Source organism: Bacillus sp. 01N45, from assembly GCF_056399205.1.
This window is the reverse complement of sequence record NZ_JBFTQW010000005.1, coordinates 38,002-52,025: the sequence shown is the minus strand read 5'-3', so window position 1 is coordinate 52,025 and position 14,024 is coordinate 38,002. Positions and strand designations below refer to the sequence as shown.

Below are 14,024 nucleotides of genomic sequence, written 5' to 3'. Positions count from 1 at the left end.
AGAGAGGGGAGGGAAATGAAATGAGAATTTTTGATGCACATTTTCATATTATTGATTTTAATTTTCCGATTATTGAGAACCAAGGGTATTTTCCACCCAACTTTGTTGTAGAAGATTATCAGAATGAATCTCCTAATTTGAATGTAATTGGTGGAGCGATCGTATCTGGTTCTTTCCAAGGGTTTGATCAAGAATATTTATTAAAGGCACTAAAACAGTTGGGTTCAACATTTTGTGGCGTAACACAATTACCTTTTACAGTGACGGATGAAGAAATACTAAATTTAAATGAAAATGGGGTAAAAGCATTACGCTTTAATATTAAAAGAGGTGGTTCAGAAGATTTATCGAAGCTGGATTACTTTGCTAGAAGAGTTCATGATTTAGTAGGATGGCATAGTGAGCTTTATATGGATGCAAAAGAGTTGCCCGAAATTGCATCCACTATAGAAAAATTACCAGCTATATCAATTGACCATTTAGGGTTATCAGAAGAAGGTTTACCACATTTATTAAAACTAGTTGATAAAGGGGTACATGTGAAAGCTACTGGTTTTGGTCGTGTCGAATTAGATGTTGAGAATGCCTTAAAGTCGATTTATGAAGTTAACCCATATGCACTTATGTTTGGAACAGATTTACCATCTACAAGAGCAAAAAGACCTTTTGAGTATGGAGATATCAAATTGATTCAACAGCTATTTGATGAACAAGCTACCGATAACATCCTGTATACGAATGCTTTTAAATGGTATTTTGGGTAGCGTCATGGTCTACATTTGAATTAAATGTGTCCAAATTTAGTAAAGCGTTTAATCAAACTAAAATATATGTAGAATGAGGTTTTAAATGTTTGTTTTTATTATATTAGACGTAATATTACCAATATTAATATTGATGCTAATTGGTGCAACCTTACAAAGGAAGTTCCAATTTAACTTAAAGCAGCTATCAACACTTATTAATTATTGCTTGATGCCAGCGGCTGTATTTGTGAATATATATGATATTAGTATAGAAACAGGTTTGTTGCTCCAGATAATATACTATTTAATGCTTTACAGTCTGAGTGTGACGATAGTAAGTCATTTCATTTCAAAAACATTAAAGTTAGAAAAAGGAGAAAGTGCAGCTCTAAAAAATAGCATTTCTTTAATGAATTCCGGTAATTATGGATTACCAGTAAGTCAATTGATTTTCAGTCACAATCCAGTGGGGGTTTCCATTCAGATTTTCATTGTTATTTCTCAGAATATTTTAACTTATTCATATGGGATATATAACTTACTATCAGCAACAAAAACAATCGGAAGTATTATTCAATCATTTCTAAGATTGCCTGTATTTCATGCACTCATATTAGGGGTTCTCTTTCAATCTTTTACAATTCCAATACCTAATTCTATCTTTCTACCTCTTAATCAGCTTGCGAATAGTTTTGTTGCAATAGCACTCATATTGCTAGGAGCGCAATTATCCAACATTAAGCTTAATTTTTTCCATCGAGTCATAACATGGGCTTTAATTGGAAGATTATTGATGGGACCATTATTAGCACTTGCCATGATCTACCTACTAAACATTGATGGTATTGTTGCACAATCATTATTTATTGCAAGTTCTTTTCCTACTTCAAGAAATACATCAACGATTGCTATGGAGTATCAAATAGAGCCTGAATTACATGCACAAATCGTTCTATTTTCAACACTTTTTAGCATTATTACAGTAACTGTCGTTATTTATTTGTCATATATTTTGTTTTGAATATACATGCAAAAACGATTAGATTTGAGGCGGTAAATGATGGACAGAAATCCCATCAATATGAGAAGAAAACAGTCTTTGATATATTAGGTGTCGTTTACAATTGTACCATGCCTAATAATCAAGCGGCTTAATTCAAAAAAGGAACCAAAACAAAAAGAACAAACGCTTCTAAAAAACGTTTGTCCAAAGGTAATTACTATTTTAGCTAAGAAATAGATTATTATTTGTGAGTACGAGAAAGCTTTTTTATAAGTTTAGGAAATATAGATGTTAGTGCCTGCTTCAAACGCTTTGTATATGATGGATTTTTACCTGAAGTTGAAATAGTGACAACATATTCATCATGTCGGATGACACCAGGTGTGTGAAACGATGATTTTGTACCATCACTTACAACATTAACCCACTGGAAATCATGGGCGGCCTGTTTGACCATCATATTTACAGCATGTTGATTTGTAGCTGCATAAATAAGATGAGCATCTTTAATATCATCATTACTAAAAGTTTTTTGCTTCCAAGTAATATAAGGTAGTTCCTTCATTTCCTCGCAAATTTCTGGGCTGATAATGGTGACAAAAGCGCCTGTATCTTTTAATCCAGACGCTTTTCGATATGCAATTTTACCTCCACCAACTATAACAACTACTTTTTTATTTAGATTAAGCATAAGAGGGTACATGTTATACATACACACATTCCTCCATTCGTTCTAATAATGTCAATTTCATATATGTATCAAACTGAAGACAGTTACAAGTCGTGATGTGAGCATGTTTTTTTGTATGCAACTTAATTTTTTGAAGCAACAGTCCGGTAAAGAGAAGATAGGGCATGACATATACATGGGAGGCAGTCGATGTTATAGCCTTGAGCTCAGCAGTAAAAGAGGGTGCTCCTTTCGTTAAAAAGGAGCACGATACTGGCATACCGAGTTTTCGTTCGACAGCTGCTCCGATTTGTTGTAACTCATGTATCGGCTGTGGATCACTGCTACCTCTTCCTACGAGTAAAATACTACTATCTTGCATTGGCATAGTTTCACGTATTCTTTTCACTACAAGTTCCACCATATGTGGATGCGTACTAAAGGGTGGTACAACTGAAAATGTTATTTGTGGATATTTCTTTTGTAGTTGCTCTATTTCAAAAGGAATATCAAGTTTATAGTGAGCTGCTGCAAATAATAAAACAGGTACAATCATTATTTCAGTTGCGCCCTCTAGTATCGTTTCTGTAACTGCATCCGAAATGGTAGGTGTTGTTAGTTCTAGAAAAGCCATTTTTTGAATTCTTTCGTTACGTTCTTTCATAACAGATTGAATAAAGTGAATGAATTGCTCATTACCTTCTTGCAGGCGACTCCCGTGTCCAACATATACAATTCCTTTCATCGTACCACCAAATCTTTCTTCATAACCATGTCTTGTAATTGCTCATCTACATGATGAAGTCCGACTTTATTCGCATAGTGTAAAGTTGGAACATCGGTATATGAGAAGGGAAGAGTAAGAATATCGCTAAAGCCAAGGCGTTTTATTTCTGATAGAAATGTATCAATTGAGGCACGCCCTTCAAATACAATACTATCCCATGAGAATTCAGAAAGCATACGAGAATGGACTTCATCGAAGCGATGATCAATTGTATATTCATGAGTCATCATATATGACCCAGCACCAATTGTCTCTTGAATAAAAGCAATTCGGTTAATATTTCGTCCTAAATAAACAGTTGTATCGGAAGAGAACTCTGCTTGTTTACTTAGTAGTCCATATTGTATAAGTTTTTCTTGAGTGGCAACGTTCATATGTTGTAGTTGCGCCTGTAAAGAACGAATATCTTTTTGGTGTTTACTACATGATCGCATCAATATTTCTACACTTTCAGCTGAACAAAATACAAGGCGATCAACGTTAAAAATTTCATTGATTTGTTCAAGTTTTAATGTGTATTCTGCTTTTTTGAAAGTAGGAATTTGATATATTTCTGCACCGGCTTCTTGTAACTTTTGCTTCATTGAACTTGTTTTATTCGTTGCGGATGCAAATAAAACTTTTTTACCATGTAATGGTTTACGTTCTTTCCAAGCGATTTGATTACGTAAGGAAACGACATCACCAACAATTGTCATGGATGGATTTGAAATATTCTCGTTTTTGACGATAGGAACAATGGTTGAAAGTGTTCCTGTGACAACGCGCTGCTTTCCGGTTGTACCCCATTCAATGACGGCTACTGGCGTATCTTTTTTCTTTCCTGCTTGTAGTAAGTTTTCACAAATTGTAGGTAAGTTTTTTATACCCATGTAGTAGGCAATTGTGTCGCTATTGTGGGATGAATTATATTTTCCATGATCGGTTAAAGGGCCTTTCGCATGCCCAGTTAGTAAAGTGACGCTATTACTGTAGTTACGGTGGGTGAGGGGGATACCTGCATAGCTACTAGCGGCGATGCTAGATGTAATACCTGGTACGATTTCATATGGAACGTTCGCTGCTGCTAAAGTTTCTGCTTCTTCACCAACACGGCCGAAAATAGATGGATCTCCGCCCTTTAAGCGGACAACGATTTTTCCTTCTTTCGCAAATTGAAGGAGGTGGGCGTTAATCATTTCTTGTCGCATAGTATGATTCTTTGGTATTTTTCCGCAATAAATAAGTTCACATGTTTCTTTTGTATAACTAAGAAAGAAAGGGTTTAATAAACGGTCATATAAAACGATATCTGCACGCTTTAAACAATCTATTGCTTTCTTTGTAATAAGCCCTTCATCACCTGGTCCTGCACCAACTAAATATACATATCCGTTCATCATCGCACCTCATCAATTTTTATTTAAAAGGAAGCCAGAGGAGGCTTCCTTTCGAAAATTACATGTATAAATAAATGTCACCATCAATAACTTCTACTTCGTATGTTTGAATACAGCCGTCATCAGGTTTTTGAACTTCACCTGTTAGTAATGAAATTTTCCAATCATGCAGTGGACAAAAAACGAATTCACCAGATACAATTCCTTCGGCTAATGGTCCGTTTTTATGAGGACAATGATTTTCTACAGCTTGAATATCGCCATTTGAAAGGCGGAATAGGGCGATAGACATACCTTTCATTTGTACCTCTTTACCGATTTGAATAGGAAGATCTTCTGCACGCATAACTTTTATTTTTTCTTTCGTTTGTATCATATAGATCACAGCTCCTTATTTCACAGTTTCTACTTCATACATCGCTTTTAATGATTTCGTTTCCAGTGCTTGTCCCCAAGCTTCTTTATATGTGCCACGAGCTGTTTGGAAACGTTCATTTAACTTAGTGACCATATTTACATCTTGCAGTATTTCTTTTATGTGATCGAAGCCTAATCGTTCTGTCCAGTAGGCAGTACGCTCTCCGTAAATACCAGTTTCACGATAATATTGCATGTAAGCTGTAGCGATGCGAAGGACATCATCTTCAGTAGAGACAATCATTACAAAATCAGCTTCACGTACTTCTGTACCACCATTTCCGCCAATATAAAGTTGGTATCCATTTTCGACACAAACAACTCCAAAATCTTTCGTCAGTACTTCCGCACAGTTACGCGGACAACCCGTTACACCCATCTTCATTTTATGGGGTGTATCTACCATTTCTAATGATTGTTCAAGGAGCATACCAAGTCCTAATGAATCTTTCGTACCGAAACGGCAGAAGCGAGAACCAACACATGATTTTACATTACGAAGTGATTTTGAATACGCATACCCCGAAGTCATATGTAAGTCAGCCCATACGTTAGGTAAATCTTGTTTCTTAACACCGTATAAGCCAATTCGGCTCGCACCTGTAATTTTCACAAGAGGAACATCATATTTTTTCGCAACTTCAGCAATTTTCATTAAATCATCTGCTGTTGTAACGCCTCCGTACATACGTGGAATAACAGAGAATGTACCATCGTGCTGAATGTTACCGTTCATTCTTTCATTAACGAAGCGGGACGCTTTATCATCTTCATATTCTTCTGGAATCGCCATACGTAAATAGTAGTTCAAAGCAGGACGACATTTCGAACAGCCATCTTCATGTACAAAACCAAGAACATTTCGTACTTCTTTTGGAGATTTTAAACCTTTCTCGTGAATGGCTGCTACGACTTCATCACGTGATAAAGTTGTACATCCGCACATACCAGCAGACTGCGCAGAAGCATCAAAAGCATCTCCGAGTGTATGAGATAAAACTTGTTCCACAAGCGGACGACATTTACCACAAGATCCTGCTGCTTTCGTGCAGCCTTTTACTTCTTCAAAAGTAGTTAACTCTTGTTCTAAAATGGCATGAACGATTGTACCTTTCGTAACACCATTACATCCACAAATCGTGTCATCCGCACTCATTGTAGCAATGTCAAGTTCACTTTCTTCACCAGCTTTGTGAAGAATGGAAGCTGGTGTATATTCTTGTATATCTTCTTCTTTCTTTAACATGCTAAAGAGGCGTGTACCATCAGCTGTGTCACCATATAAAACGATACCAACGACTTTATTGTCGCGAATTAATACTTTTTTATAGGAACGTTTACATTCATCAAAGATCGATATTGCTTTCGTCTGATCATCTTCATATATTTGACCAGCAGAGAATAAATCACAACCAGCAACTTTTAATTGTGTACCGACGATACTGCCCGTATATCCATTCGTTTGTAAATTCGTTATATGTTTCGCTAATATTGCCCCTTGTTCATAAAGAGGAGCAACAAGTCCATAAGCGATACCGTTATGCTCTGCACATTCGCCAACTGCATAAATGGATTCATCATTTGTTAGCATATAGTCATTGACTACAATGCCGCGATTGACAATGAGACCAGCATCTCTTGCTATTTTCGTATTTGGTCGTATTCCGACAGCCATTACGATTAAATCACAATCTACAACTTCACCATCTTCAAATTGAATGCCCTCAACATAGTCTGTACCAAGAATTTTTACAGTTTTCTTTTCCATTAAAAACTTCATGCCTTGTGCTTCTAAATCTTCACGCAGAAGAGAAGCTGCTTTCGTATCTAGTTGTTGCTCCATTAAGTTAGGCATTAAATGAACAACATGTACGTCCATTCCTAAGTCAATTAGACCTCTTGCGGCTTCTAAACCGAGTAACCCGCCACCAATGACAACGGCCTTTTTCTTTTCTTTAGCGGTATCTATCATAAATTGTGTATCTTCAATAGTTCGAAATCCTGTTACACCGGGAAGTGTGGAACCTTCAACAGGTAAAATAAAAGCACTAGAACCTGTTGCAATAATGAGCTTGTCATATGTAAGAGTACGATTCTTTTCTGTAATAATAATTTTTTCTTCTCGGTTAATACTTTGAACTCTTTCGTTTGTATACAAAGTTATTTCGTTTTCATCGTACCAACTATATTCATTCATAATGATATCTTGCATATTTGTTTTGCCTTGTAAAACATGAGAGAGCATAATACGGTTGTAGTTTGGATGCGGTTCATCTCCAAAAATAGTAATCTCATAGGAATCACTATCATGTTTTAATATTTCTTCCATACAGCGTATGCCAGCCATACCATTTCCGATCATAACTAAATGTTTTTTCATTTTTGTTTCCCCTTTTTATGTGAAATGTTGAACAAAGAATTATATTTTTATTATAGAAAATTAAAAAAGGGGGAGATGTGATATTTATCACACTTATATAATGATTCACAAATTGTTAAAATTCGGATTTGTTTGAGGGGGGCGTGGATATTTTTCGCAAAATGAAAAAGCAGGACATAAGTATTTACACTCATGTCCTGCACTTGATTTATGCTCTTGTAATGGCACGCGGAAATAAAATATTATTTTCTAAATGAATATGCTCAAATAAATCAGACTCTAGCGCTTCAAGGCGTTGATAAACAAGTCGATAAGTGCCGCAAGCTCCTTCTGGAGGAGTAAAGTCATTTGTCACTTTACGAAGTTCTTTTATAATATTTCCGGCGTGGCTATGTTCATTTTCCAACTCATCTACTACCTTGCTTAACTTTTCATAGTTTTCATTAGTTGGATTTTGTTCAAATTCTAAAATTAAGGGAAAATCTTCCGTTTCTTCTTTAATTAAATGCTGTTCTAATTCCATTTTAAGTTCATGAAATAGCTTATGAATTTGAGCTAAATGAGGCTGATTTACTCCATGAACACGTAATACTTTCGTCACATATGGACTTAACTGCGGTAATTCTTCATTTAAATAACGATGATGCTTATTAATTACATAATCAATCAATTCACGATAAGAAGCATTTTTCCAATCAATTTCAGATTCATTTAATCGTTTCGTATTATGATAAAGTGTATTTAACTTTGTAATTACTTCAGAAGCCGGTAAATTTCTTTCATGAATTGCATCAATAAGCGGCTTATTACCACCACAACAAAAATCTATTCTATACGATTTAAAAAGATCACTAGCTTTCGGAAATTGCGTAACAATCTCACCAACAATTGAAGTTTCAGTAAATGTATGTTCCATATGAATGCCTCCATAAAGTTTAAATGTAATATCTAAATTAAGAATAGCGATAAATGAAAAACAATGTGGTGATTGAAATCACTTATTATGTGTCTGATTTGAGAATAATAGGAGTGTTATAAATGGAAGAGAGAGAGAAGGTAATTAATCGCAATACTATTTGATAAAAAAAGAAGCTTACTAGAAGCTTCTTTTTTTATACTATTTTTCACATGCAACTCCATCACCATCACGATCAAGTTTAGAGCTATAACCTGGTTGGTCTCTATATAAAGGAGCTTTCCCAGCACTTCTAACTGCGGCACAATTTGCGTAAGTTACATTACTATTGTTACTTGCAGCAGGTTGTGTTTGAGCTTGCTGTGCTTTTTTCTGTTCCTCTTGTTGTTTACGAGCTTGCTCATCAGCTATGCGTTTTTGCTCTTCTTGTTGCTTACGAGCTTGTTCATCAGCGAGACGTTTTTGCTCTTCTTGTTGTTTGCGAGCTTGCTCATCAGCCTGGCGTTTTTGCTCTTCTTGTTGTTTGCGAGCTTGTTCATCGGCTAGACGTTTTTCATCCTCTTGCTTACGAGCTTGTTCATCGGCTAGACGCTTCTCATCTTCTTGCTTTTGAGTTTTCTCATCCGCTTCTTTCTTTTTATCACCTTTTTTCTCTTCATTATTAGAAGCGACTTGTTTATTTGTTGCTGTCGTCTTTTCGGAAGAAGGAGCTGAAATACTTGATAATGCAACAAAAATGACAAATAAAATAGCAGTGATAATAAATTGTTTTTTTGCTACACCTGTCTTTTTAATTACGGATAAGATTGCTAGAACAAGGAAAAAAATAAATAAAATTAAACTTAAAGTAGCAAAAAAATCGATGACTGGGTGTTCAGATTTTGTAGTGCCCATTCCTATTAAGAGAATTGAAATCATAAAAAGAATAACAGTAGGACGACCATATTGTTTTGCTTTTCCATTTTTCTTAAAGAATGAAATGATACATAGTATTAAAAGAATAAAAGCAATGAAAAATAAAGCTACACCAATATTACTCAAAATCGCCATTTTTATACCTCCATTTGTAAGATTTTCACTATTGATTATATAGGAACTTATTGGATATTACACGATTTATATAAATTTAGAAAATTAGTATTTTTAATAGATTTATAAATATTTATTTCGTATATAAGGAAAAACGGATACAATCCCTATTACATTTTCGGATAGAATTCATAAAGTGTAATATAACGATTGAAAGGAGGGGGTTTAAATGGAATTTCAATTATTGGTAACTTGTATATTACAAGAAAGTAATGCTTTCTTTTTAGTAACGAAAGTAGACGATGTTATTACGTTAAAAGTACCGATTACTGCGGGAGTAGCAGGTTTATTCTTAGCTTTAGGTGTACCAAGATGTTCTTAATTTAAGTTTCTAGAGTAAAAGGGAAGGGATATACCTTTCTCTTCTACTTTTACATAATATGATTATGTAAACTGAAATATTGTTTTGTAATAGCACGTTTAAAATGGACATGCATATACTATAATGTTTCATTGGATGTTAGTGATGAAAGGTAGTTTTCACACGTGCATGTAGTGATGTTCATTAAGTTATGAAATTAAAGAGGTGCTATTATATATGAAAAGAAGAACATTGGATATTCCAGTTACATTGCGAAGAGAGTGGTTTTTAATAGAATTAGCCCATTTAACGAAAAAATATGGAATTGAAATTGCAACTAGCAAAATGGAAGCTGCACCGTTTTTAAGAGATCAAGTTACGGAATCAAAAATAGGATCAGGCCTCCAATATGATAAATATGATGATGAGTATATCATTGAAAATTAAAGGATACCAGCAAAAAAATTCTTTATAACAAAATATAAAATAAAGCAGATTCTAAATATGGAATCTGCTTTATTATGAAATACTTCTAGTCAACTATCCTCTTTCTAGTGTTTTTCCTACATATTTTTCTTGTGTTATTCCAAAAGATTCACGAAGAATGCGAGCATAATCTTTTGATTCTATTGGTCGTTTATTTTTTGTGCCTTTAAAGGTTTCTGTATAATTTTTATTTGTTAATGATACGTGACCATAATCAGTTAATTTACAAGTAATAGCCCCTTTATTAAAAGGCGATTCTTTATGCTCTACAATCACTTTTTGAATGTTATTCACTTTTTTCTCATCTATTGGATGTAAAGTGAAAGCATAGCCTATTTTCCATTCGTGTGAAGGTTCAGATTGCAAGAAATTTGTAGATTCCCCGTTAGCTCCTTTTCTCATTTCTAAAATGTGTGTACCTTTTCGGGTAGTTTGTTTGCGAATTCGATATTCTCCCGTTTGAGAAGAAATCACTTCTCCGTTAAAAGGGACGGGATGTAGAGGTAGATGAGATGCAAAACCTGCGTCTATAACATAATCTTTAAAATTATGATTTAATATGATAATGACATGACCATCATCGGGTTTCCATTTATTATCGTAAAGATCATAAACAGTACCAGCTACTTTATATACTTGAAACCCACAATCCATTAAAAAGTAATACAATAAGGAGTTTAATTCATAACAAAGACCGCCTCGTTTTTGAATTAGTAACTTTTCTACTAAGTTATTTTTTGAGATGTTTTTAATAGTACCAGCCATAATATCGAGATTTTCATAGGGGAGAATCAAGCCCATTTTCAAGAGAATTTCATCTAAATCATTAAATGTTATTTCTTTTGCAGGAATTTTTAGTCGTTTAAAAAACTCCTTTTGTAAATTGGTCATCATAAAGCATTCTCCTTTCTTTTTACAGAATTTTCTTCTGCTCACCGATAGGTTAGTACTTATAAAAGTTTAATTCAAGTCTGCGAAAATTATCATAATATATGTTTCTCGAAATATTATTTTCTATTCGGAAATTTCAGTTTAAAATTTAATGGTAGGAAAGTCTTACAGTATAAGCCTCTATTCGTTTGTTTTGTATAAAATTAAATAAAAGTACATATCTTCATTAATCTTTTTTATAACTAGGTGGTAATAAAGTGTTTTTTTCCTAAAGTTTTTTCAAGATTTGTATACTTTATATAGACAATAATGATTTAGAGATATTTGGATTTAGTACGGTTAACAATTATTGAGAAACTTTTTTATAGTGTTCTCTCAAAAGGAAGAGATAGAAACAAAGAGAATAACGTGAGTTAAGAAAGAAGGTGTACTAGTAATCTCTTGCAAATAGGGACAAGATTTTGTTTAAGTAAAAAGATTATCTAGTATTAAGAGAGAAGATAAAAAAATATTACAAAGAGCACCTTCTTTCAAAAAAAGTGGGGGGAGTAACATGCGATTGATGAGAAGATGTGTTGCCTTACTGATTGTATTTTTAATTATGGCTCCAATGATTAGCACAAATGTACGGGCAGAAGTTGTAAAAGAGCTTGGAAAGGGATTTCCTGATACAGAAGTATTTACACCTGGAGAATGGTTTTTAGGTCAAAAACCTGCTAATTATGATGAGAATAAGCCTCCAATTCTTTTTGTACAAGGAAGGAATGGGAATGCTGATAGTTGGTATGGAAAGACAGTGTATCACGATATAAATGATATGTATGACTATGCTTTGAAAGCAGGCTATCAAACAGTATTTATACAATTATATGATGCTGCTGGGAAAGGGTCAGCTAGTCAGTGGGACAACGGAAAATTGTTAGCACAAAAGTTAGAAGAAATATATAATCATTTCGGTAAAAAAGTTAATATTGTAGCACATAGTAAAGGCGGTATCGATACACAGGCTGCATTAGTAGGATATGGTGCAAATCGATTTGTAGGAAATGTTATTACGCTTGCGACGCCACATCATGGCTCAAATTTAGCGGACTTATCATATAGTTGGTGGGCAGGATGGCTTGCTTCTATTTTAGGTCAAAAAGATGATGGTACGTACTCATTACAAATGGGCGAAATGGCAAAATTTCGTTCAACGATTGATAATAATCCAGCAGCTAAATTAAACCGTTACTATACGGCTACTGGGACTAGCTGGGGACCAGTATTTTCTGCGCTATCTATGGGCGGGTTCTATTTGTCATCATACGGTTCAAATGATGGACTAGTAAATGAGTGGAGTGCTAAGTTACCGTATGGAACGCATTTATTTACAGATTCCAGATTTGATCATGATAATATACGAAAAGGATCTGCTGTTTTCTCTCGAATTGAACCATATTTACGTACATCAAATGTAGCTGTACCAGCTTTAGTAGTATCCAGCACTAGTTCAAATGAAAATATAGAACAACTAAATACAACTTCAAATCAAAACATTTTAGGAGGAGAATTGCCACAAAATCAATGGATAGAGCAAACTGTTATGGTTGATAAAAAAGCTGAAGGAATAGTTTCTATCTTAAYAGCGTCTTCTGATGTAGAAGTACAAATGATGTCTCCAAAAGGAAAAATGTATACAAATAAGGATAGCGTTATTACTACTGGTGAAGGTGAATCTTTCTTTGGTGGTGCGACAATTAGAACATTTAAATTTGATAAAATGGATGTAGGAGAATGGAAAGTTAAAATGATGGCGAAGCAGTCGAAAGATGCATTTTTAATTGTAAGCGATTACAATGGTGGTGCACCATTTGTTCTCCAAATGCCTACAAAAGTTAAAGTGAATAAATCTGAGTATAAACTGAAAAAATCACCTGTGGCACCTGAAATGAAAGGGGATCTTTCTATAACAGTAAGAGTAGTTAATAAAGAAGGGAAACTAGTCTCTGAATACAATGAATTACAAAAGGGTAATAACAATACGTTTACTGGTGCTTTGAAGGACATAAAGCAACCAGGAGTATATAACGTTACGATGGATATAAAAGGGACGAATAAAGAAGGACAACCGTATAATCGTACAATTGTTAAGTCGGTTTATGTGGAGAAGTAAGAAAGAATGAGAAGTTTTTAATATAAAAAGTACCGAACTTTTGTAGTAGAAGAGTTCGGTACTTTTTTCATGTTTATTAGATTAACAGAAACGTACAATGAAATTTATGTTTGATTATAGGAATCAAAAGAGCGTTATTCAATAAAAAAAGATGCTGAAATAGCATCTGAATGTGAAGAGGATTATTAACTTAGTTTTATAACTGTTAATTCAACTGAATTAATACCATTATCACAAGTTGCAATACTTTGACGATTAAAACCACTATTATTTTTCAGTTGAAGAGTGGAATTAGCTGTCACTGTAACAATTGTTTCGCCAGCTAGTTGAAGACATTCGTTATTTGATGAAGTATTCATTTGGAAAGCGAAATCACCTTGACTATTAGCAAGTGGATTATTATTTAAAAATATAGTCATGACTGGAATATGTGGAAATACAGGATTTGAAGTAGTGTTAATCGTTGAAATGAAAGAAACTCTATAATCACCAGCTTGGCTAAATTGTATAGTGGTAGGATTTAGTAAGGAAACTCCTCCTGCTATAGGGCCAACGTGATTAAATGGAAAAGGATTTCCAAAAGGAACAGTTATAAACTCAGTTTGCCAAAAAGTGCCGTATGCTGGACAGCTTTTTTTATGTGAATGGTCGTATGAACATTTTTTATAGGAACTAGAAGAGGAGTTGCATGAACATTTTTTATATGAACTGGAAGAAGAGTTACATGAACATTTTTTATTTGAATTTGAAGAATGATAGTATGAACCCAATATATTACCTCCTATTATGAATGAAGTGTATACT

At 34.2% G+C, this 14,024-nt stretch carries 14 protein-coding genes; 5 read left to right on the top strand and 9 right to left on the bottom strand.

Translation table 11 applies throughout. The annotated features are described in order from the left end of the window. The first annotated feature begins 20 nt into the window (after positions 1-20). Together AC1DMU_RS13180 and AC1DMU_RS13175 are read left to right on the top strand one after the other, a co-directional pair. Positions 21-764 (top strand): amidohydrolase family protein, encoded by a 744-nt coding sequence (locus tag AC1DMU_RS13180; protein WP_088063162.1) that lies wholly within the window; start codon positions 21-23, stop codon positions 762-764. A gap of 85 nt (positions 765-849) precedes the next feature. Beyond that, positions 850-1,767, top strand: a complete 918-nt coding sequence (locus AC1DMU_RS13175) for an AEC family transporter (protein WP_088063163.1) — start codon at positions 850-852, stop codon at positions 1,765-1,767. 223 nt (positions 1,768-1,990) lie between these two features. Here AC1DMU_RS13175 and AC1DMU_RS13170 read toward each other — a convergent pair whose 3' ends face one another. The 7 genes from AC1DMU_RS13170 to AC1DMU_RS13140 all read right to left on the bottom strand — a co-directional run bounded on the left by AC1DMU_RS13170 (position 1,991) and on the right by AC1DMU_RS13140 (position 9,354). Continuing rightward, positions 1,991-2,461: a precorrin-2 dehydrogenase gene (locus AC1DMU_RS13170; RefSeq protein ID WP_088063164.1), complete on the bottom strand. Its 471-nt coding sequence runs from the start codon at positions 2,459-2,461 to the stop codon at positions 1,991-1,993. Beyond that, complete coding sequence (locus AC1DMU_RS13165; RefSeq protein ID WP_088063165.1) at positions 2,454-3,164, bottom strand: sirohydrochlorin chelatase; 711 nt, start codon at positions 3,162-3,164, stop codon at positions 2,454-2,456. The genes AC1DMU_RS13170 and AC1DMU_RS13165 overlap by 8 nt, the downstream gene beginning before the upstream one ends. Beyond that, positions 3,161-4,585 carry a uroporphyrin-III C-methyltransferase gene (locus AC1DMU_RS13160; protein ID WP_088063166.1) on the bottom strand — a complete coding sequence of 475 codons (1,425 nt, stop codon included), beginning with the start codon at positions 4,583-4,585 and terminating at the stop codon, positions 3,161-3,163. Before AC1DMU_RS13160 ends, AC1DMU_RS13165 begins: the two co-directional genes overlap by 4 nt. Before the next feature lie 58 nt (positions 4,586-4,643). Continuing rightward, positions 4,644-4,961 (bottom strand): nitrite reductase small subunit NirD, encoded by a 318-nt coding sequence (gene nirD / locus AC1DMU_RS13155; protein WP_088063167.1) that lies wholly within the window; start codon positions 4,959-4,961, stop codon positions 4,644-4,646. 15 nt (positions 4,962-4,976) lie between these two features. Continuing rightward, entirely contained in the window at positions 4,977-7,382 is a 2,406-nt protein-coding gene (gene nirB, locus AC1DMU_RS13150) for an NADPH-nitrite reductase large subunit (protein WP_088063168.1), read from the bottom strand. A gap of 208 nt (positions 7,383-7,590) precedes the next feature. After that, positions 7,591-8,298, bottom strand: coding sequence for an iron-sulfur cluster repair di-iron protein (gene ric, locus AC1DMU_RS13145; RefSeq protein ID WP_088063169.1), 708 nt, complete (start codon positions 8,296-8,298; stop codon positions 7,591-7,593). A 201-nt stretch (positions 8,299-8,499) separates the two neighbouring features. Next, positions 8,500-9,354, bottom strand: a complete 855-nt coding sequence (locus AC1DMU_RS13140) for an excalibur calcium-binding domain-containing protein (RefSeq protein ID WP_476941524.1) — start codon at positions 9,352-9,354, stop codon at positions 8,500-8,502. 202 nt (positions 9,355-9,556) lie between these two features. Between AC1DMU_RS13140 and exsG the strand changes: the two genes are divergently transcribed. After that, the gene (gene exsG / locus AC1DMU_RS13135) at positions 9,557-9,709 is read left to right on the top strand and encodes an exosporium protein ExsG (protein WP_088063171.1); all 153 of its coding nucleotides are present in this window, start codon (positions 9,557-9,559) and stop codon (positions 9,707-9,709) included. Between the two features lie 216 nt (positions 9,710-9,925). Further along, positions 9,926-10,135 carry a hypothetical protein gene (locus AC1DMU_RS13130; RefSeq protein ID WP_000830261.1) on the top strand — a complete coding sequence of 70 codons (210 nt, stop codon included), beginning with the start codon at positions 9,926-9,928 and terminating at the stop codon, positions 10,133-10,135. A gap of 93 nt (positions 10,136-10,228) precedes the next feature. Here AC1DMU_RS13130 and AC1DMU_RS13125 read toward each other — a convergent pair whose 3' ends face one another. After that, the gene (locus tag AC1DMU_RS13125; protein ID WP_088063172.1) at positions 10,229-11,068 is read right to left on the bottom strand and encodes an arylamine N-acetyltransferase family protein; all 840 of its coding nucleotides are present in this window, start codon (positions 11,066-11,068) and stop codon (positions 10,229-10,231) included. Positions 11,069-11,618: 550 nt separating this feature from the next. Here AC1DMU_RS13125 and AC1DMU_RS13120 point away from each other — a divergent pair. Beyond that, entirely contained in the window at positions 11,619-13,220 is a 1,602-nt protein-coding gene (locus AC1DMU_RS13120) for an esterase/lipase family protein (protein ID WP_476941517.1), read from the top strand. 185 nt (positions 13,221-13,405) lie between these two features. Here AC1DMU_RS13120 and AC1DMU_RS13115 read toward each other — a convergent pair whose 3' ends face one another. After that, a complete protein-coding gene (locus AC1DMU_RS13115) occupies positions 13,406-13,990 on the bottom strand; it encodes a preprotein translocase (RefSeq protein WP_088063174.1) in 585 nt (194 codons plus the stop codon). Between the last annotated feature and the right edge of the window lie 34 nt (positions 13,991-14,024).